The 21,529-nt window shown below is 60.9% G+C and carries 14 protein-coding genes; 7 read left to right on the forward strand and 7 right to left on the reverse strand.

The window, feature by feature from the left end; genetic code table 11:
- Nucleotides 1–32 precede the first annotated feature (32 nt).
- Genes JNX03_RS17800 through xdhA form a run of 4 tightly spaced genes read right to left on the reverse strand, consistent with a single transcriptional unit; the run spans nt 33 to nt 6,275 of the window.
- Nucleotides 33–1,553, reverse strand: coding sequence for an ABC transporter ATP-binding protein (locus JNX03_RS17800; RefSeq protein ID WP_203210327.1), 1,521 nt, complete (start codon nt 1,551–1,553; stop codon nt 33–35).
- A complete protein-coding gene (xdhC, locus tag JNX03_RS17805; RefSeq protein ID WP_331000490.1) occupies nt 1,550–2,497 on the reverse strand; it encodes a xanthine dehydrogenase accessory protein XdhC in 948 nt (315 codons plus the stop codon). The genes JNX03_RS17800 and xdhC overlap by 4 nt, the downstream gene beginning before the upstream one ends.
- Nucleotides 2,497–4,890, reverse strand: a complete 2,394-nt coding sequence (xdhB, locus tag JNX03_RS17810) for a xanthine dehydrogenase molybdopterin binding subunit (protein WP_203210329.1) — start codon at nt 4,888–4,890, stop codon at nt 2,497–2,499. Before xdhB ends, xdhC begins: the two co-directional genes overlap by 1 nt.
- Nucleotides 4,887–6,275 carry a xanthine dehydrogenase small subunit gene (xdhA, locus tag JNX03_RS17815; RefSeq protein WP_203210330.1) on the reverse strand — a complete coding sequence of 463 codons (1,389 nt, stop codon included), beginning with the start codon at nt 6,273–6,275 and terminating at the stop codon, nt 4,887–4,889. The genes xdhB and xdhA overlap by 4 nt, the downstream gene beginning before the upstream one ends.
- Before the next feature lie 213 nt (nt 6,276–6,488).
- On the opposite strand from xdhA, the gene dnaE reads away from it, so the two are divergent.
- Together dnaE and JNX03_RS17825 are read left to right on the forward strand one after the other, a co-directional pair.
- Entirely contained in the window at nt 6,489–9,995 is a 3,507-nt protein-coding gene (dnaE, locus tag JNX03_RS17820; protein ID WP_203210331.1) for a DNA polymerase III subunit alpha, read from the forward strand.
- Nucleotides 9,996–10,065: 70 nt separating this feature from the next.
- Nucleotides 10,066–11,070 (forward strand): hypothetical protein, encoded by a 1,005-nt coding sequence (locus JNX03_RS17825; protein ID WP_203210332.1) that lies wholly within the window; start codon nt 10,066–10,068, stop codon nt 11,068–11,070.
- A 139-nt stretch (nt 11,071–11,209) separates the two neighbouring features.
- Here the strand turns inward: JNX03_RS17825 and JNX03_RS17830 are convergent, their stop codons facing one another.
- On the reverse strand, nt 11,210–11,404 hold the full coding sequence (locus JNX03_RS17830; RefSeq protein WP_037908572.1) for a SlyX family protein: 195 nt from the start codon (nt 11,402–11,404) through the stop codon (nt 11,210–11,212).
- Nucleotides 11,405–11,570: 166 nt separating this feature from the next.
- Between JNX03_RS17830 and hisS the strand changes: the two genes are divergently transcribed.
- The 3 genes from hisS to hisG are packed head-to-tail and all read left to right on the forward strand — an operon-like array spanning nt 11,571 to nt 14,832.
- Complete coding sequence (gene hisS / locus JNX03_RS17835; protein WP_203210333.1) at nt 11,571–13,067, forward strand: histidine--tRNA ligase; 1,497 nt, start codon at nt 11,571–11,573, stop codon at nt 13,065–13,067.
- Nucleotides 13,067–14,146, forward strand: a complete 1,080-nt coding sequence (locus JNX03_RS17840) for an ATP phosphoribosyltransferase regulatory subunit (RefSeq protein ID WP_203210334.1) — start codon at nt 13,067–13,069, stop codon at nt 14,144–14,146. Before hisS ends, JNX03_RS17840 begins: the two co-directional genes overlap by 1 nt.
- The gene (hisG, locus tag JNX03_RS17845) at nt 14,143–14,832 is read left to right on the forward strand and encodes an ATP phosphoribosyltransferase (protein ID WP_203210335.1); all 690 of its coding nucleotides are present in this window, start codon (nt 14,143–14,145) and stop codon (nt 14,830–14,832) included. The genes JNX03_RS17840 and hisG overlap by 4 nt, the downstream gene beginning before the upstream one ends.
- Before the next feature lie 85 nt (nt 14,833–14,917).
- Here hisG and JNX03_RS17850 read toward each other — a convergent pair whose 3' ends face one another.
- Nucleotides 14,918–15,349 carry a DUF1489 family protein gene (locus JNX03_RS17850; RefSeq protein WP_203210336.1) on the reverse strand — a complete coding sequence of 144 codons (432 nt, stop codon included), beginning with the start codon at nt 15,347–15,349 and terminating at the stop codon, nt 14,918–14,920.
- A 193-nt stretch (nt 15,350–15,542) separates the two neighbouring features.
- Here JNX03_RS17850 and JNX03_RS17855 point away from each other — a divergent pair, with 193 nt between their 5' ends.
- Nucleotides 15,543–17,810, forward strand: a complete 2,268-nt coding sequence (locus JNX03_RS17855; protein ID WP_203210337.1) for an adenosylcobalamin-dependent ribonucleoside-diphosphate reductase — start codon at nt 15,543–15,545, stop codon at nt 17,808–17,810.
- 25 nt (nt 17,811–17,835) lie between these two features.
- Here JNX03_RS17855 and JNX03_RS17860 read toward each other — a convergent pair whose 3' ends face one another.
- Nucleotides 17,836–19,716, reverse strand: a complete 1,881-nt coding sequence (locus tag JNX03_RS17860) for a DUF4214 domain-containing protein (protein WP_203210338.1) — start codon at nt 19,714–19,716, stop codon at nt 17,836–17,838.
- Nucleotides 19,717–19,874: 158 nt separating this feature from the next.
- On the opposite strand from JNX03_RS17860, the gene JNX03_RS17865 reads away from it, so the two are divergent.
- On the forward strand, nt 19,875–21,491 hold the full coding sequence (locus JNX03_RS17865) for a GMC family oxidoreductase (protein WP_203210339.1): 1,617 nt from the start codon (nt 19,875–19,877) through the stop codon (nt 21,489–21,491).
- Nucleotides 21,492–21,529: the final 38 nt, after the last annotated feature.

Below are 21,529 nucleotides of genomic sequence, written 5' to 3' on the forward strand. Positions count from 1 at the left end.
CATTTGGCAAGAAAAACTCCTGCGCTGCGTGATCAAACATGAGCCACCTCCATGCCATGCGCCCCGCCCATCATCAGGCCAATCTCGTCCACCGTCAGATCATGTGCGGGCCGCGGCGGCGACAACCGCCCCTCATTCAGCGCGGCAAAGCGATCCGAGATTTCCATCAACTCGTCCAGATCCTGGCTGATCACCACCAGCGCGGTGCCATTCTCCGCCAGATCCAGCAGCGCCTGCCGGATCGACGCGGCGGCAGAGGCATCCACCCCCCATGTCGGCTGGTTCACCACCAACAGTTCAGGGCGTTGCAAGACCTCCCGGCCAATGACAAATTTCTGCAAGTTCCCGCCCGACAGTGACCGTGCCGCATTGCCGGGGCCGGGGGTGCGCACGTCAAACTGCGCTATGATCTTTTCGGCAAATGCCTTGGCAGCCCCCCAATTGAGGAAACCACCCCTTTCCAGCCCCTCACGGGCCGCACCCGTCAGCATGGCATTTTCCGTCAGCGACATATCGGGCGCTGCGGCGTGGCCAAGCCGTTCTTCGGGCGCGGTCAAAATGCCCATGGCCCGGCGCGGGTTTGGCCCAAGCAGACCCACCTCGCGCCCCTGAAACAGGATCATCCCGGGCGTGGTCAGCATCTCGCCCGACAGCGCTGCCAGCAATTCGTCCTGCCCGTTGCCCGCAACCCCGCCAACGCCCAGAACCTCGCCGCGCCGCACCTCGACCGAAATGTCGCGCAGTGGCATGCCAAAGGCGCTGGGCGATTTGGCCGACAAGCCTTTCAGTTCCAGAACCACCTCGCCGGGGGTTTTGCCCGCCCGTGTCGGGGTTTGCAAAACCGTGCCCACCATCATCTCGGCCATATCGCGGGCCGAGGTTTCGGCAGGCGTGCATTCGCCCACCACCTTGCCCAACCGCAAAATTGTCGCGCTATCACACAGGGCGCGGATCTCTTCCAGTTTATGCGAAATATACAGGATAGCGGTGCCTTCGGCGCTGAGCTTGCGCAGGGTTTTAAACAGGATTTCAACCTCTTGCGGGGTCAAAACGCTGGTTGGCTCATCCATGATCAACAGCTTGGGCTCCTGCAGCAGACAGCGAATGATCTCCACCCGCTGCCGTTCCCCCGCAGACAAATCGCCCACCACACGGTCGGGCGACAGCGGCAAACCATAGGTATCTGACACATCGCGGATCTGTTGGCTCAGCGCATTCAGCTTGGGCGCATTTTCCATGCCAAGTGCGATGTTCTCTGCCACGGTCAGTGCGTCAAACAGCGAGAAATGCTGGAACACCATGCCAACGCCAGCCGCCCGCGCGGCACGCGGCTCTGCCGGGGCAAAGGCCTCTCCATTCATCTGCATGTTGCCCGCGTCGGGTTTGACCAGACCATAGATCATCTTGACCAGCGTCGATTTCCCCGCGCCGTTTTCCCCCAACAGCGCGTGTACCTCACCCGGCATGATCGCAAGGGACACGCTGTCATTGGCGACGACGCCCGGATATGCCTTGGTCAATCCAGAGAGATCAAGAAGGGGCGTGTCGGTCATGAAAGGCTCACTTTCCGGGGCGTTGAAACAGGCGCTAGCATATGCGCCGCGATGCTTAGCGCAATGGCCTGCGGGTGTTTTCCAAAGGCAGGATCGCCAATCGGACAAGCAATGCGGGAAATCTGGGCGGGGGCGTGGCCCAGTGCCGCAAGCCGTTTGCGAAACCGCGCCCATTTGGTCGCGGAACCAATCAATCCGGCATGACCAAAATCGCGGCGCAGCAGATGATGACACAGTTCCAGATCATAATCATGCTCTGGCGTCATGATGTAATGCGCCGCATCGGGCGCGGCCTTGCCCATCACCTCGGTCGGCATGGCCGCATCACTGCGCACGCCCTGTGGCACATCCGCCAACAGCTCCAGCCGCAGGTCGGTCAACACGACATCGAATTGCGGCAGTGGGGCCAAGACCGCAGCCAAGGCTTTGCCCACATGCCCCGCGCCATAGATCACCACCTGTTGTTGCGGTTGCCACAATGCCTCGGCCAACCACCCGTTTTGATAGGTCAGGGGCAGGGGCGCTGGGCCAGCCGCCGCACGGGCCAGTTTCCGGCGCAGCTTTTCAGGGATCACCGCCACCGCCTCCGGTGCCACCGCCCGTACATGGATCGCCGGATAATCGCTGCGCCAACCGGCCAGCGCGTCAGTATCAAACACCTCGGTCACAACACTCACAGCCCCGCCGCAGCATTGGTTCAGCGCCGGACCCAGCGCCGCCCGCCGCAAATGCAATGTCTCATCACCCGCCAGCATCTTGCGGGCCTGCTCCATGCATTGCAGCTCAAGCTGCCCGCCACCGATCGTGCCGGTGCTGCCGGTATCCCAGACCAGCATCGCGGTGCCGGCCTGCCGAGGGGCGGACCCCTGCACCTGCGCCAGAACGATCCGCGCCACTTTGCCGTGGCGTTGCGCCGCTTGGGTCAGAGCCGCCAGATCAAACATCAACCGCGCGCCTTCTGAATGGCCCGCAACACCCCTTCAGCGGTCGCAGGCGCTTGCAGATCGCCATAGGCGGGACCGCAAGCCGATACAGCATCGCTGAGCGCCATAAAGGCCGAAATGCCCAACATGAACGGCGGCTCGCCCACCGCCTTGGACCGGTAAATCGTCTGTGCCGGGTTCGGCTCATCCCAAAGTGCCACGTTGAACACATCGGGCCGGTCCGAACAGGCCGGGATCTTGTAGGTCGATGGCGCATGGGTCCGCAGGCTGCCCTTGTCGTCCCAAACCAATTCCTCGGTGGTCAGCCAGCCCGCGCCCTGCACATAGCCGCCCTCGACCTGCCCGATATCAAGCGCGGGGTTCAAGGACGCCCCAGCATCATGCAGGATGTCGGTGCGCAAAATCCGGTTCTCGCCGGTCAGCGTGTCAATCACCACCTCCGTACAAGCCGCACCATAGGCGAAATAGAAAAACGGCCTGCCGCGCCCAGCGATCCGGTCCCATTCGATATCCGGCGTTTTGTAAAATCCGGTCGAGGACAGGCTGATCCGGTTTTCATAGGCCGAGGCCGCAGCGGCGGCAAAGCTGATACGTTCTGCACCTGCCTGTACCATGCCACCCTCAAATATGACGTCACCCGCGTCGCAGCCATACCGCTCCGCCAGATGCGCGGCGATCCTGCTTCGAATGGTATCGCAAGCGTTCTGCACCGCCATCCCGTTCAAGTCCGATCCCGACGAGGCCGCCGTGGCCGAGGTGTTAGGCACCTTGCCCGTGTCCGTCGCGGTGATCTTGACCGCTTCCAACGGCACGCCAAACCGGCTGGCTGCCACCTGCGCGATCTTCTGAAACAGCCCTTGGCCCATCTCGGTGCCACCATGGTTCAGGTGGATCGATCCGTCCTGATAGACATGCACCAATGCGCCCGCTTGGTTGAGATGGGTCAGCGTAAATGAAATGCCAAACTTCACCGGCGTTATGGCGATGCCACGTTTCAACACGGGTTGATCGTCATTCCATGCCGCAATCGCGGCGCGGCGGGCGGCGTAATCGGCACTGTGGGCAAGCCGGTCGGTGAGGGCGTTGATGATGCAATCCGTAACCGGCTGATGATAGGGCGTGGTCTGGGCCTCGCTTTGCGGGGCAGGCACGTCCATTGATGCCTGCGGCGCCCCGCGCGAGGCCAGATCGCCCGCACCGTCCGGCACGTCACGCCCGTCTATCGGCACACCCGCGGATGCCTCTTGCCGGCTGTCGGCATAATAATTCGCCCGCCGCACCGCCAAAGGATCAAGGCCCAGCACTTGCGCCAGATGATCCATGACCTTTTCAATGCCCAGCACCCCCTGCGGCCCACCAAAGCCGCGATAGGCCGTGGCCGATTGCGTGTTGGTGCGCAGCCGGTGCGAGGTGATGCGCACATGCTCCAGATGATAGGCGTTGTCGGCGTGCAGCATCGCGCGGTCCGCCACCGGCAGGCTCAGATCCATCGCCCAGCCACAGCGGGTGTAATGGGTAAACTCAATCGCCCGAATGCGCCCATCGGCGTCATGGCCCAAGGTATAATCAATGCGGAAATCATGGCGTTTGCCGGTGATGATCATATCGTCATCGCGGTCATAGCGCATCTTGCAGCAGCGCCCGGTCTCCATCGCCGCCACCGCGCAGGCCACCGCCAGCGCGTTGCCCTGGCTTTCCTTGCCGCCAAAGCCGCCGCCCATCCGGCGGGTTTCCACCCGCACCGCATGCATGGGCTGGCCGATGGCATGGGCCACCTTGTGCTGGATCTCCGTTGGGTGCTGGGTGGAGCTGTGCACCACCATGTCGCCATTGTCCTGCGGCAAGGCCAATGCGGCCTGTCCCTCCAGATAGAAATGTTCCTGCCCGCCCATCTCGATGCGGCCGCTCAGGCGCAGCGGTGCATCCTCCAGCGCGGCATCCGGTTCACCCTTTTGATAGATACGCGGCCCGTCTTCAAACCGCGCATCGGCGGCCAGCGCCGCTTCGATGGTGAGAATGGGCGTGTCTTCGGCAATCTCGATCCGGCCCAGCTTGGCCGCCTTGCGGGCCGCCAGATGCGAGGTGGCAATGACCAGAAAGATCGGCTGCCCGACATAATGCACGGTGCCTTCCGCCAACAGCGGCTCATCATGGTTGGAGGGGGAGACATCGCAATCATGCGCCAGATCGTCCGCCGTCAAAACCCGCACCACACCGGGCGCGTCTGCCACGGCGCTGAGGTCCATCGCGGTGATCCTGCCCGCCGCGACAGTGCTGAGGCCAAAGGCCAGATGCAATGTGCCCTGCGGCGTGGGAATGTCATCGACATATCGCGCTGCGCCCGTCACATGCAGGCGGGCGGCGTCATGGGGCAGGGGCTTGGCAACACTCATGCTGAAACCTCCTGCACGTTGGTTTGATGGCCCTGCATCTCATGCAGATACCGCAACAGCATGTTCTGCGCTGTTTGCAGTCGATAATCTGCACTGGCCCGCATGTCTGACAGGGGGGTGAAATCATCCGCCATCGCGGCCATTGCGGCCCGGATGGTGGCGTCGCTGAAGGGCTGCCCGATCATCGCCGCCTCTGCCGCCGCTGCCCGCTTGGGAATGCCCGCCATCCCCCCATAGGCCAACCGCGCCGCGGTGATGGTGTCACCCTCGCGGACCACCGACAAACAGCCGCACACTGCAGAGATATCCTGATCAAACCGTTTCGACAGCTTGTAACAGCGCAAGGTATCATCCTGTTTCGGCACGCTCACCGCCTCGACAAATTCGCCCGGCGCGCGGTCCTGCTTGCCATAGGCGATAAAGAAATCTTCCAGCGCGATCTCGCGCCGCGCATCGCCCTTGCGCAGATGCAGCCGTGCGCCCAGCGCGATCAGGGCGGGCGGGCCATCCCCGATGGGCGATCCGTTGGCAATGTTGCCACCTATCGTCGCGGCATTGCGCACCTGCACCGACCCGTACCGCCGGATCATCGCGGCAAAGCTGGGGTGATAGGGTTCAATCGCCGCCTCAACATCGGTCATCGTGGTCATCGCGCCAAAGCGGATTGTGTCCGACCCGTCCTCAACCCCGCGCAGATCGGCGCAGCGGCCCAGAAAGGCCACATCGCCCAGATCGCGGAACTGTTTTGTTACCCAAAGCCCCACATCCGTGGCCCCCGCCACCAGCGTCGCATCGGGATGCGCATCGTACCAGCTTGCCAATTCATCCGCGCTGGCAGGTTGCGCCACATTTGCGGCCAGCACATCCGCCGCCTCCACCGCCGCGGGTAAGCCGCTTCGCAAATTGCGCAGATGCACCGGCACTGGCGTGCCTTCGGTCGCCTCGGCGGCCCGAATGATCGGCGCATAACCGGTGCAGCGACAAAGGTTCCCCGCCAGTTGCACATCATGATCCCGCGCACCGTTCAGATGTGCCGTGGCCATCGACACCACAAACCCCGGCGTGCAAAATCCGCATTGGCTGCCGTGATGCGCGACCATGGCCTCTTGTGCGGGGTGCAGGCTTCCGTCCGGCGCGGCCAGACCTTCGATCGTTGTCACCCGCTTGCCGTTGATCTGCGGCATAAACAGGATGCAGCCGTTCAACGCGCGGCTTCCATCCTCATCGGTGATCATCACCGTGCAAGCCCCGCAATCGCCCTCGTTGCAGCCTTCCTTGGTGCCGGTCAGCCCACGCGCCTCGCGCAGCCAGTCCAGCAATGTTGTCGTCGGAGATACGCCAGTGAGCGACACAACCTCTTCGTTGAGAAGAAAAGTGATGTCCATGTGTTTGACCAGCCGCGGTACTAAAGGGCCCGAGGGTTGCGCGGCGTTCGATGCGGCGTAGAACGCGGCGCGGGCAATATCAGCACTCAGGCTAGTCGGGGGCAGGGCCACTTGGCAAGCATTTAACTGCGACTTCTGCGCCAACATCTGCAAATCGCTGTCAAGCAAACTCTGGCTCTGGTGATGGCCGGACGGCTGGCTTAACCTGCGTCCATGACCGACACACCCCGATTCATTCACCTGCGCACCCATTCCGAATATTCCCTGCTCGAAGGGGCGCTGCGGCTGAAAAAGCTGCCCGGCATGTGCCGCGATATGGGCATGCCCGCGATGGCCCTCACAGACACCAACAACATGTTCGCGGCGCTGGAATATTCCGTTGCCATGGCCGGTGCGGGTGTGCAGCCGATCATCGGCTGTCAGGTCGATCTGGCCTATGTACAGGTGCAACCGGGCGAGCGGCCCCGCGATCCCGCGCCTGTGGTTCTTCTGGCCCAGACCGAGACGGGTTACGAGAACCTGATGAAGCTGAACTCCTGTCTCTACATCGACAAGGGCGGTGCGCTCCCCGAGGTGACGCTGGACGAGTTGGAGACATTCAGCGCCGATGTGATCTGCCTCACGGGGGGGGCGGATGGCCCGGTGGGTCAACTGCTGCAAGGCGGCCAACGCCCTGCCGCCGAAGCGCTGATGACGCGCCTGCACGGCGCTTTTGGCAACCGGCTGTATGTCGAGTTGCAGCGCCATCCGGGAGAGGACGGCCTGCCCGAAAACGAGCGCCTGACCGAACGCGGCTTTGTCGAGATGGCCTATGACATGGACATTCCGCTGGTCGCCACCAACGATGTCTATTTCCCCGACCCCAAGATGTACGAGGCGCACGACGCCCTGATCTGTATTTCCGAAGGGGCTTATGTGGATCAGCAAGATCCGCGCCGCCGCCTGACCGCGCAGCATTACTTCAAAACGCCCTCCGAAATGGTGACGCTCTTTGCCGATCTGCCCGAGGCACTGGCCAATACGGTCGAAATCGCAAAACGCTGCGCCTTCATGGCCTATCGCCGGGCGCCGATCCTGCCCAAATTTGCCGATGACGAGATCGAAGAGCTCAAGCGCCAGTCCCACGAAGGGCTCAAGGCGCGGCTGGCCGTCATCCCCCATGCCACCAGTGTCGAGGAATATGAAAAACGCCTCGATTTTGAGCTGGGCATCATCGAGGGCATGGGCTTTCCCGGCTATTTCCTGATCGTTGCGGATTTTATCAAATGGGCCAAGGATCACGACATTCCGGTGGGGCCGGGGCGCGGCTCTGGTGCGGGCTCGCTGGTGGCCTATGCCCTGACCATCACGGATCTGGATCCGCTGCGCTATCAACTGCTGTTTGAACGGTTTCTCAATCCCGAACGGGTTTCGATGCCCGACTTCGATATCGACTTCTGCATGGACCGCCGCGAAGAGGTGATCCGCTACGTGCAGGAGAAATATGGCCGCGACAAGGTGGGCCAGATCATCACATTCGGTGCCCTCCTGTCCAAGGCAGCGGTGCGCGATATCGGGCGGGTGCTGCAAATGCCATATGGGCAGGTCGACCGCCTGTCCAAAATGATCCCGGTGGAGGGGGTCAAACCGGTCTCCATCGAAAAGGCACTGGCGGATGAGCCGCGCCTGCGCGAAGAGGCCAAGAACGAAGAGGTCGTCGCGCGGCTGCTTGAATATGGCCAACAGGTCGAAGGGCTGCTGCGCAACGCCTCGACCCATGCCGCCGGTGTGGTGATCGGGGACCGCCCCTTGGATGCGCTTGTCCCGCTTTACCAGGATCCGCGCTCTGATATGCCCGCAACCCAGTTCAACATGAAATGGGTGGAACAGGCCGGATTGGTCAAGTTCGACTTTCTTGGCCTGAAAACCCTGACCGTGATCCAGAACGCGGTGGATCAGATCAAAGCCTCCGGTCGGCATCTGCACATCGCGGCGGATGGCTCCGAATTGTTTGAGCCGCCCGAGGGGTTGATCGACGACATCGCCACCATCCCGCTGGATGACGAGGCGTCCTACAAACTCTACGCCAGCGCCAAAACCGTGGCCGTGTTCCAGGTGGAAAGCTCGGGGATGATGGATGCGCTCAAGCGGATGAAACCCACCTGCATTGAGGACATCGTGGCGCTGGTGGCACTCTACCGTCCCGGCCCGATGGAGAACATCCCAACCTATTGCGAGGTCAAGAACGGCAAGCGCGAGCGCGAATCCGTGCACCCTTCCATTGATCACATCCTGGAGGAAACCCAAGGCATCATCGTTTATCAGGAACAGGTGATGCAGATTGCGCAAGTCATGGCGGGCTATTCTCTTGGCGGTGCGGACCTGCTGCGCCGCGCGATGGGCAAAAAGATCGCCGAAGAGATGGCCAAGGAACGCCCCAAGTTCGAAAAGGGCGCGATGGAAAACGGCGTGGACAAGAAAAAAGCCGCCGAGGTTTTCGATCTTCTGGAAAAATTCGCCAACTACGGTTTCAACAAATCCCACGCTGCCGCCTATGCGGTGGTCAGCTATCAAACCGCTTGGCTCAAGGCCAATCACCCGGTCGAGTTTATGGCCGGTGTGATGAACTGCGATATCCACCTCACCGACAAACTGGCGATCAATTTCGAAGAGGTGCGCAAACGGCTCGAACTGCCTTGGGTGCCGCCCTGCGTGAACCGCTCCGATGCGACGTTCAAAGTGGTGGACGGGGCGCTGGTCTATGCGCTGGGCGCGTTGAAAAACGTCGGTGTCGAGGCGATGAAACTGATCACCGATGGCCGAACTGTCGACGGCGTGGACAAACCCTTTGCCACGCTCTTTGATCTCGCCCGCCGGGTTGACCTCAAACGGGTGGGCAAACGCCCGCTGGAAATGCTCGCTCGCTCCGGTGCCTTTGACCAGCTTGACCCAAACCGCCGCCGCGTGTTTCAGGCGCTTGATCCGCTGGTCAATTACTCCGCCGCGATCCATGAACAAAAAGCCTCCAATCAGGTCTCGCTGTTCGGGGAGGCGGGTGATGACCTGCCAGAACCGCGGATGCTGCCCTGCGACGATTGGCTGCCCGCCGAACGCCTGACCGAAGAGTTCAAGGCCGTGGGGTTCTACCTCTCCGGCCACCCGCTTGATGACTACATGGGCCCGCTGAAACGCAAGGGCGTGATGACATTGGACGAGGTCACCGCCAAGGCCGAAGGCGGCGCATTGGTCGCCAAGATCGCGGGCGTTGTCGCCGGACGGCAGGAACGCAAATCCGCCCGCGGCAACCGCTTTGCCTTTGCACAATTGTCCGACACCACGGGCGGTTACGAGGTCACGCTGTTCTCCGACACGCTTGAGGCCGCCCGCGAACACCTTGAAACCGGATCAAAAGTTGTGGTCACGGTCGAGGCCACGATGGAAAGTGACCAACTCAAGCTGTTGGGCCGGTCCGTCACCCCGATCGACGCCGCCGTTGCCGATGCCGGCAGCATGGGCCTGCGGGTTTTCATCGACGAACCTGCCGCCATCGCCGCCGTGGCAGGCGTGCTCGAAGGGGCACCCCAGGCGATACGCGGGCGTGGGCCGGTGCAACTGTGCCTGATGGACCCCAGCCTGCCCGGCGAGGTCGAGGTGGATCTGGGCCGCGAGTATCCGGTCACACCCCAGATTAAGGGCGCGATCCGGTCCTTGGGCGGGGTTCTTGAAGTGCAGGAAATCTAGAAATCCAGTCGGCTCTGTGGACGCGCGGCCCCCTTTGGTTTAGTTAACGCCGGTGCGGGAGGGGGGATCCATGCTGAAGAAACTGTGTCTTATGGCCCTGTTGGCCAGTGTTGCGGCCTGCGGTGATCCGCTGCGCAACATGGATCGGCTGTCGGACGTGGATCTGGCCGAAACCGAAGCCGTGGCACAGGCGCTCCCGACTGAAGAGGAAATCGCCCGCGAGGGTTTCCTCGGCACCGCAGCCGCGGATCCAGCCACCAACACCGCCGCCCAACTGCAGCCCGCCGAACCCGCGCCCGAAAAAACCGGCGGCTTTCTGGGATTGCTGCGCCGCGTGGTGCCAAACACCGAGGCCGCCCCGAGGGATGCCGCTGCCACCGCGCCCACGGTCCTGAACGCAGAGGCCGCGCCGCAACCCTCCGAAACAGAAACGGCAGTGGTGCTGGATACAACCGCCGATGACCAACCCGCAGATGATCCCGTTCTCTTGGCCAGCCTGTCACCGGCGGAAGAAACCCCGCGCAAACGCCGGGGGCTCTTTGCCCGTGTGGCTGCCCCGCAAAAGGACAAACCGCGCACCGGCCCCGACGCGACAGACGTCCCCTATGGCACGGTCTTGCCCTACGGCGTCATCGCCCGTGTCTGCGAGGCCCGGCGCAAACCCTTGGGCCGCAAGGTGGAGAAAGCCAATGCGCGCGGATTTGCCCTGTTTGACAGCAACCCCGATTCCGCCGCGCCCCGCACCTTTTACCTCACCGGGTTTCCCGACGGTTGCCCGCGCCAGTTGACCGCCGCCAGCGTCCTTCTGGGTGCGCCCTCGTTGTATGAACAACTGCACTATGGCCCCGCGGGCAAACATCTGGCCTATGGCGCCACCGACAAAGCCTATGAAAAGGTCAAATCCCGCGTCTGCGGTGCCCGCAAAGGCAAACCCTGCGGCAGCAAAATCGGCCAGCTTGAGAAAAGCACGTTCTTTGTGAACACCTATGAGCGGTTTGGCGGCAATGCCCGGTGGTCAGAACTGTTGATCCACGACGGTGAAGTGCTGGCCGCCTCGCTCAAAAGCAACGACTGACATAGCCCCGGAATTTTCAAAAATTCCGAACCGATTTCTTTAAAGAAATCGCCACCAACCGCAACATCTGCACCCGGACGTGCCCCGCATTCTTCAAAGAATGCGCAGCGATCTTTTCAAAAAGATCGCCGCCGGCCGGTCAATAATGCGGCGGACGTTCATCGCCGATCACCACCGCACCGCCGCCCGAGGCTTCGCGCTCCCCCTCGCGCTGCATCAGCATATGCACACGGCGGTTCAACGTGGTGATCTCACCCTCTTGACGCGCCACGATCTCGGAAAGGTCATCCACCATCCGTGTCAGATGCGCGATCTGTTCTTCCAGCTTTTCCATGATAACTCTCCTTGTTGCCGCGCTGCCCTAACATGCCTTTCCCCGCGTGACAAAGGCCAGCCTGCATTCGGCCCTGCGACACCATAAACCCCGCCATTGCTTGCCCTCTGACAGGGGCTGGGGTAGATGCGGGACGCGCGAAATCACGCCTCAAGGAACATGATCCATGGCCAAACCCAAAAAGACCCCACGCCCCAAGGCAGAAACGCCCAAAGGGTTCCGCGACTATTTCGGCAGCGAAGTCACACATCGCGCTGAAATGCTGTCCAAGATTGCGGCGGTCTATCATCGGTACGGCTTTGACGCCTTGGAAAGCTCCGGCGTCGAAACGGTTGAGGCATTGGGCAAGTTTCTGCCCGACGTGGATCGCCCGAACGAGGGGGTTTTTGCATGGCAGGAAGACGCGGATGCCGACAAACCCGGCGATTGGCTGGCCCTGCGCTATGACCTCACTGCGCCGCTGGCCCGCGTCTATGCGCAGCATCAAAACGATCTGCCCAAACCCTACCGCCGCTATGCGATGGGGCCGGTCTGGCGCAATGAAAAGCCGGGGCCGGGGCGGTTCCGCCAGTTTTATCAATGTGATGCGGACACCGTTGGCGCACCTTCGGTGGCCGCCGATGCCGAGATCTGCGCGATGCTGGCCGATTGTCTTGAGGAAGTCGGGATCGAGCGCGGCGATTATGTGGTGCGCGTCAACAACCGTAAAGTGCTCAACGGCGTGATGGAAGTGGCAGGCCTTGCGGGCGATGACAAAGAGGCCGAACGCGGCATCGTGCTGCGCGCGATTGACAAGCTCGACCGGCTTGGCCCGGACGGCGTGCGTGCACTGATGGGCGAGGGCCGCAAGGACGAGAGCGGCGATTTCACCAAGGGTGCAGGACTGGATGATGCGCAGGCCGAGGTGGTCATGGGTTTCATGGACGCCAAGCGGCCCACCGGAGCCGAGACAGTTGCCCGCCTGCGTGAACTGGTCGAAGGATCGGCCATCGGGGCGCAAGGCGTCGATGAGTTGGAAATGATCGCCGATCTGCTGAGCGCAGGCGGCTACGGCCCCGACCGGATCGAGATTGACCCCTCCGTTGTGCGCGGCCTTGGCTATTACACCGGCCCTGTCTACGAGGCCGAATTAACCTTTGACATTCAGGATGAAAAGGGACGCACCCGCAACTTTGGCTCCGTCGCGGGGGGCGGGCGTTACGACGATCTGGTCAAACGCTTCACCGGTCAGGAAGTGCCTGCAACGGGCGTTTCCATCGGCGTGGACCGCCTGTTGGCCGCGCTGGATGCCAAGGGGCGTCTGGACAAAAAGGCAGATGGCCCGGTGGTTGTCACCGTGATGGATAAGGCCCGCATGGCCGATTATCAGACCATGGTGGCCGAGCTGCGGCAGGCGGGGATCCGCGCCGAGGTTTACCTTGGCAATCCCAAGAACTTCGGAAACCAGCTCAAATACGCCGACAAACGCGGCTCCCCTGTTGCGGTGATCGAAGGCGGGGACGAGCATGAAAAAGGCGTGGTGCAGATCAAGGATTTGATCCTTGGCGCCAAACTGGCCGAGAACGCCAGTCTGGAAGAATGGAAAGACCGCCCCAGCCAGTACGAAGTGCCGCGCGATCAGATGATTGCCAAGGTGCGCGAAATTCTGGATCTGCACAGCTGATGCCGACCCGTTCTGAAACACTGGCCTGCGCTGCGGGTCTGCGGGCGATGTTCGAGGCACAGGGCGCAGCTTTGGTTGAACCACCGATCCTGCAACCCGCCGATACCCTGCTGGAACTTTACGGCGAGGATATCCGCGCCCGCGCCTATGTGACCTCCGACGCTTTGCGGGGCGAGCAGATGCTGCGCCCCGACTTCACCGTGCCGGTGGTGCAAATGCACATGAGCGAAGGCGCAGAACCGGCCCGCTATACCTACGCGGGCGAAGTTTTCCGGCGGCAGGAACATGACCCCAGCCGCGCCAATGAATATATTCAGGTTGGGTACGAGGTCTTTGACCGCGCCGATCCGGCCGCCGCGGATGCGGAGGTTTTTGCCTTGATCGCGGAAGGGCTGAAAGGCCTGCCCGTGGCACCTGTCACGGGTGATATCGGCGTGCTGATGGCCGCGGTAGAGGGGCTGAATACCACCGCGCGGCGCAAACATGCCCTGATGCGGCACATCTGGCGGCCGCGCCGCTTTCGTGGATTGCTCGAACGGTTTGCAGGCCGCACGCCGGTGCCGCCCTCCCGCGCCGCGCTTCTGGCCGGAAAGGCCCCGAAAGGCGGGCCGCTTGTGGGGTTGCGCAGCGCCGCAGAGATTGACGCCCGCGTCGCCGCCCTGCGCGAGGACGCCGCCGCCCCTGCGATTTCAGCCCGCGATGTGGACCTGATCGAAGTGCTGCTTGAAGTGCGCGAAACCATGCCCAACGCCCTCAGCCGCCTGCATGATCTGGCGGTGGATCTGCCCTCCATCGCGCCGGCTGTGGCGCGGGTGGCTGCGCGGGAAAAGGCACTGCAGGCCCGCGGTGTGAACACCGGTGATCTGATCTTCGAGGCCAGCTATGGCCGCGCCTCGATGGAGTATTACGACGGCTTTGTCTTTGGGTTCCGCGCCGAGGCCCGACCCGATTTGCCTGCGATTGCCAGCGGCGGACGCTATGACGCGCTGACCCGGCAATTGGGGCAGGGCGACGAGATCCCCGCCGTCGGCGGCGTGATGCGCCCCGGATTGATGCTGCAACTGGAGGGCAAGGCATGACGCTGAAACTTGGCGTGCCGTCCAAGGGGCGGCTGATGGAAAAGACCTTTGAATGGTTCGGCGCGCGCGGCATCACCCTGCAGCGCACCGGCAACGAACGGGAATATGCGGGCGCGGTTGACGGCATCGACAACGTCAGCCTGATTTTGCTGTCCGCCGGGGAAATCCCCCGCGAACTGGCCGCAGGGCGCATTCATCTGGGCGTGACCGGCACCGATCTGGTACGCGAAAAACTGGCGCTTTGGGACCAATTGGTCGAACCGATGGAGGAGCTGCAGTTTGGCCATGCCGATCTGATCATCGCGGTGCCGCAGGCATGGATCGATGTGGACACGCTGGATGATCTGGACGCCGCCGCCGCGGCCTTCCGCCAGCATCACGGGTTCCGGATGCGCATCGCGACCAAATATCACCGGCTGGTGCGGGATTTCCTGCGCAGCGGCGGCGTGGCCGATTATGCACTGGTCGACAGCCAGGGCGCGACCGAAGGCACCGTGAAAAACGAAACCGCCGAGGCCGTGGCGGATATCACCTCAAGCGGCGAAACCCTGCGGGCCAACCATCTGAAAATCCTTAGCGATGGATTGGTCTTGCAGTCACAAGCCACCCTCTGGCGCAGCCGTGTGGCGGAGATGAGCGATCTCGATCGCAAAACCCTTGGCGAGATCAATCGCCGTTTGGGGTGAGGTGACGTTGAACCGGGGGCCAGCCCCCGGACCCCCGGAATATTTAGGGCCAAAAAGGGGGAAGTGGTGGCGCTATTCAAACGGCTCAGAGCACGCCAATTTCCGCAAGAGCCTGATTGAGCTCCACCGGCAAAGCCTCTTCGTTTTCACGGCCCTCTGGCAGGTCGGGCGGCGCGTCGTCAGGCGCAAGGTAACGCCAGCCCTGAAACGGGCGGCGCAGGCTGCTTTGGGTGCGGACCAGTTTCGGCTCCAACACGATTGCGCAGCGGCGGATGCCGTCCGATCCGATCTGTTCATCAAGCCGCAGAATACGCTGGCGGCATTGAATTGCGCCCTTGATCACCCAGAAGATCGAGCCGCCATTGAGAATCTCGGCCTCGCGTTTGGGCCACATACGCGTCACATGCCGTGGCAGTCCATCGGCGGTTTGCGCCCGTTTTGTGGCATGCCATTCGGCAAGCCCGTCGACGGACTCCGTTCCAACGGAAAGCTTGATCAGGTGCACGGTTGAGGTCATGAGGTTTCATCGCATTTAATGGATTTGAGGACAAGGGCCATTGCATCACGTTTTACCTGATATTGTTGTTGCGCCGCCAAATGTCACAACATATAGAAATCGTCCGGCCTGCTGAAATCACCCGTTTCAGAATCCCGCCGCCCCGCCTAAGATAAAGATCTTCCTGCCAATGCCTGCTCAGAAAGCCCCTGCTATGACCCGTTTTGCCGCCCCGATTGCCGAACAAATCTGGGATATGAAATACCGTTTCAAAGCGGCCGATGGCACCCTCAAGGATGCCACTGTCGAGGACAGCTGGCGGCGCATTGCGCGGGATCTGGCGCGGGTCGAAGAGGATGCCCCGCTTTGGGAAGATCGGTTCTATTCCGCCCTTGAAGATTTCAAATACCTGCCCGCAGGCCGCATCACTGCCGGGGCAGGTACCGCGCGGCGCGTGACCCTGTTCAACTGCTTTGTCATGGGCACCGTGCCCGACAGCATGAGCGGCATTTTTGATATGCTCAAAGAGGCCGCGCTGACCATGCAGCAGGGCGGCGGTATCGGGTATGATTTTTCTACCATCCGCCCCAAGGGCGCGGATGTTCTGGGGGTGTCGGCCGATGCCTCCGGCCCGCTGAGTTTCATGGATGTCTGGGATGCGATGTGCCGCACGATCATGTCTGCCGGCTCCCGCCGCGGCGCGATGATGGCGACGATGCGCTGCGATCACCCCGATATCGAGGATTTCATCACAGCCAAATCCGATCCGGCCCGCCTGCGCATGTTCAACATGTCGGTGCTGGTGACCGATGATTTCATGGAAGCGGTCAAGGCTGACGGATCCTGGGAACTGACGTTCAATGACCGGATCTATCACACGGTGCAGGCCCGCGATCTGTGGAACAAGATCATGCAGGCCACCTATGATTATGCCGAACCGGGGGTGATTTTCATCGACCGGATCAATGCCGCCAACAATCTCAGCTATTGTGAAACCATTGCCGCCACCAACCCCTGCGGCGAACAGCCCCTGCCGCCCTATGGGGCATGTCTGCTCGGCTCTATCAATCTGGCGCGTCTGGTGTCGGACCCCTTTGGCGATGACAGCCAGCTGGACGAGGCCGCGCTGCAAGAGCTGGTCGCAACTGCCGTGCGGATGATGGACAACGTGGTGGATGTGTCGAAATTCCCGCTGGAGGCCCAGGCCCGCGAAGCGCAGGCCAAGCGCCGGATCGGCCTTGGCGTGACGGGCCTTGCCGACGCGCTTTTGATGGTTGGCCAACGCTACGGCTCTGACGAGGCGGCGACACAAACCGAAAGCTGGCTCAAGGCGATTGCGCGGGCGGCCTATCTGGCCTCTGTCGATCTGGCCAAGGAAAAGGGCGCTTTCCCGCTGTTTGATGCCGAGGCCTATCTGGCGTCCGGCACCATGCAGCAGATGGACGAAGACGTGCGCGACGCGATCCGCGAACACGGCATCCGCAACGCGCTTTTGACCTCCATCGCGCCGACCGGCACAATCAGCCTTTACGCAGGCAACGTCAGCTCAGGGATCGAGCCGGTCTTTGCCTATGCTTACACCCGTAAAGTGCTGCAAAAGGATGGCTCGCGCACCGAGGAAGAGGTGGTGGATTACGCCGTGCAGATGTGGCGCGACCTGAAGGGGGATGCGCCGTTGCCCGATTATTTCGTAAATGCCCAGACCCTCGCCCCCGCCGATCACGTCAAGATGCAGGCGGCAGCGCAGAAATGGGTCGACAGCTCCATCTCCAAGACCATCAACTGCCCCGAAGACATTGATTTTGACGCCTTCAAGGATGTCTACATGCAGGCTTGGGACAGCGGCTGTAAGGGCTGCACCACCTACCGGCCCAATGACGTGACCGGATCGGTGCTGAGTGTGAGCGAAGACACCAAGGCCGACAAACCCGTGCCCGTCGATGAGGGCGGCGAGGTGGTCTATATGTCCGAACCGCTGGACCGTCCGGCGGATCTGGAAGGCAACACCTACAAGGTCAAATGGCCCGACAGCGAACATGCGATCTATATCACAATCAACGACATCGTGCTGAATGGACACCGCCGCCCCTTCGAGGTTTTCATCAACTCCAAGAACATGGAACATTTTGCCTGGACGGTTGCGCTCACGCGGATGATCTCTGCGGTGTTCCGGCGTGGCGGTGATGTGTCCTTTGTGGTTGAGGAACTCAAAGCGGTATTCGATCCGCGCGGCGGGGCATGGATGCAGGGCAAATACATCCCCTCGATCCTCGCGGCCATTGGCGGCGTCATCGAACAGCATATGATAGCCACAGGCTTCATCGCGGGCGAGGGCATGGGGCTGAAAAACGATCCCAAAGCGCAGGTCGTCGGCCTTGACACCCCGCGCGGCAAATCCTGCCCTTCCTGCGGCCAATACGACCTGCGCATGGTCGAAGGCTGCATGACCTGCGCCTCCTGCGGGCACAGCAAATGCGGCTGAGCTAAGGCCGATTTACCCTTTTGGATCAGGATAAATCTGTTCCGAAGGGGTTCTCGACCAAACCAACAACTTGGATCAACATCTCGCCGCTGCCATCGGTTGAGACAGCATCCTCATAGGCAGCTTCTACGGCCAATTGTGCTGCTGTTCGGCTTTCTATACTTCCGTCAAACAGGTTCATCACATCGTTGGCGGTTGTCACATCACTCATCCCCAATAGGGCGCCATAATATACGCCAATATCGGTCTTACTGTCCAAGAATGCGCGGTCCGCATTTTGTTGCTGGGTGAAATCAGCGCTCGCGTCTGCAGGGGGTTCGGCGCGGGCTCCTGCCAGAAAACTGCGAATGAACTGGCCTTGGGTGACCGCGCCGCCGTCTATGGCATCGGCCCAGAATGAGCGGCCTTCATCGTCCGGCCCACGCCCAAGGACATTGCCATACACCGCGGTGACAAATGCTTCCGTATCCATCTGTTGACCATAAAGGGCGCGTGTCTCGGGCTGATCGAAAAAGAAATCCGCCGCCTGATCCAAAGCCGTCCCATTGACCAGTGCCCTTGCCCAAAAGTTTAGGCCTTCGGCATCTGGGGCCCGGTCGAAATAGGCGATGTACAGCTCGACCAACTCAAGAAAATCTGCGGCAGAAATGTCAGCTTCATCGAGATAGATCTGCCCGTCGCCAACAAGATCCCAGTCCCGATCGGCAAACCGCAACAGGTTTGTTCCGCCCGTGTCGGTTCCTTCTGCGCCTGTACGGTCAACGATGAATACCTCGCTCGCCTCCATATCCACTTTGATCGTGAACTGGGTCGAGGCACCATCATAGAGCGCGATATCAAACCCATATCCACCAAGATAGAAATCGTCCCCAGCGCCGCCCTTGATGGTGTCAGAACCATCATCACCATAAAGGGTATCGTTTCCCGCCGCACCTTGGATCAGGTCATCAAAAACGGTCCCTACTATCTCTTCGATATTTTGGAACTGTTGGGTAAACTCTTGGCCGCCTACATTTCCGTGCGTCAGGCCAGTGACCGCGTTGATATCCAGACCACTGTCGAAAGCGCCGAAATAGTAAAGCAGTTTGTCATGTCCAGCACCTCCATCAATGGTGTCATGGCCAATGCTTGGGAAAATCCGGTCATCACCCGCAAGCCCGAAAAGCATATCATTACCTTCAACACCGGACAGGGTATTGTCGTTCTCATCGCCGGTCAAAGTATCGTCAAACAAACTGCCCTGGAGGCTTTCAAAACTCTGAAAATGATGAAGATAGGTTTCAAACCCGACTTGCACCATTGCTGTGGCCGTTCCGAAATCGGCAGTGATCCCGGCCTGAAATAGGGGTTGCCCATTACGAAAAGTGTCGAAACGCAGCCAATCTATTCCATCGCCGCCATCGAGTGTTGCATTTCCCAGATCTGCATAGACCCGATCGTCGCCAGCGCCTGCATCTACAAAATCGTTTCCTGAACCAATGAAAATCAAATCATCGCCGCCAAGCCCAAAAACTTGATCGTTCCCGCCGAGGCCCTGAAACTCGTTTGACTGATCATCACCAGTGAGCGTGTCATCTCCCGCGCTGCCAGAGATGTTCTCAATCTGTAAAAGTTGATGGTGCCGTATTCCGTCAGACGTTATCGCGCGCGCATCCCCATTCATCAGATTGGCGGTTACGCCACGATAAAAAATCGGCTGGCCATTGAAGGTGGTGTCGAAATTGGCCCAATCAACGCCTTCACCGCCAGACAATGTATCAAAACCTAGACCAGCATAAAGAGTATCATTCCCGGCAAGGCCGCGGATCTCGTCACCTGTAAAATCAACTGGAAAAAGGGTATCATCCCCTGCGGTGCCTTCAACTATTGGCATTTTTGCTCTCCTGCAAAATGGCTTGCGATTCAAAATGGTAAAGCTATGGGGGAATGGTATTTACCTTTTAGGGAAAACTCCACAACTTAATCACCCCCTGATTGCTTTGTTGCAGCTCGACTTTTCATTTCCGTGTAAATCAGATTTGAATGGCAACAAAGACGTCGGCACTCCGCTGGAAGGGGAAAATCATGACCACAACCACTACGCTGGACGGCACCTATGATTACATCATCATCGGCGCGGGCACGGCGGGTTGTGTTCTGGCCAATCGCTTGACCGAAGACCCCAATACCCGCGTTTTGCTGCTGGAGGCGGGCGGCAAGGACAATTACCACTGGGTCAAAATTCCGGTCGGCTATCTTTATTGTATCGGCAATCCGCGCACCGACTGGATGATGAAAACCGCGGCAGAACCGGGGTTGAACGGGCGGTCTTTGGTCTATCCGCGCGGCAAGGTTCTGGGCGGCTGCACCTCGGTCAATGGCATGATCTACATGCGCGGGCAGGCGGCGGATTATGATCACTGGCGGCAGCTCGGCAATACCGGTTGGGGCTGGGAGGATGTGCTGCCCTATTTTCTTAAGTCCGAGGATCACCACGGCGGGCCTTCGCAGATGCACAGCGCCGGCGGCGAATGGAAGGTCACGACCCAGAGGCTCAGCTGGGACATTCTGGAGGCGGTGCAGGAGGGCGCCAAGGAATTTGGCATTCACCCCCGCGCCGATTTCAACGATGGCAACAACGAGGGGTCCGGTTTTTTCGAGGTCAACCAAAAGGCTGGCGTCCGGTGGAGCACGGCAACAGGCTTCCTGCGCCCGGCGATGAAACGGCCCAACCTGCGGGTGCTGACCCATGCCCATACCGAAACCCTGATTCTTGAAGGCAAAACCGTCAAAGGGGTGCGGTACAACCGGCGCGGCCAAAGCTATGAGGCCCATTGCACCGCCGAGGTGCTGCTGGCGGCAGGGGCGATCAACTCACCCAAGATTCTGGAGCATTCCGGCATTGGCCAACCCGATCACATCGCGGGGCTGGGCCTGACGCCCAAACATGACCTGCAAGGGGTGGGCGAGAACCTGCAAGACCATTTGCAAATCCGCACCGTTTACAAGGTCAGCAATGCCAAGACATTGAACACAATGGCCAATTCCCTGTTGGGCAAGGCCCGGCTTGGCTTGCAATATCTCACCACGCAAAGCGGCCCGCTGTCCATGGCACCCAGCCAGTTTGGCATGTTCACCAAATCCGACCCCGCGCTGGAAACGCCGGATCTGGAATACCATGTACAGCCCTTGTCGACCGACCGCCTTGGCGATCCGCTGCATCCGTTTCCGGCGATCACGGTTTCAGTCTGCAACCTGCGCCCCGACAGCATCGGCAGTTGTCACGCGAGCTCAACGGACAGCGCCCAGCAACCGCATATCAAGCTCAACTACCTCTCGGCCCCGCGTGACAAGCAGGTTGCTGTGGCCTCGATCAAACAGGCCCGCAAGATCATGACCGCCGCCGCGCTGAAACCCTACAGCCCGCAAGAAATCCTCCCCGGCCCCGATCATCAAAGCGATGCGGCGCTGGTCGAACAGGCGGGCAATATCGCCACCACTATTTTTCACCCGGTTGGCACCTGCAAGATGGGTGCGGATGAAAACGCCGTGGTCGGCACCGACCTGCGGGTGCATGGGCTCAGCGGGCTGCGGGTCATCGACGCCTCGGTTATGCCGCGCATCGTGTCAGGCAATACCGCATCGCCCGTGGTTATGATCGCCGAAAAGGCCGCCGACATGATCCGCGCCGCCGCAGGGTAGCACTTCGCTGTATTCAACCGCGCTTGCGGCCCTATACT

The sequence above is a fragment of the Sulfitobacter mediterraneus genome (assembly GCF_016801775.1).
In the GTDB taxonomy this organism is placed as follows: Bacteria; Pseudomonadota; Alphaproteobacteria; order Rhodobacterales; family Rhodobacteraceae; genus Sulfitobacter; species Sulfitobacter mediterraneus_A.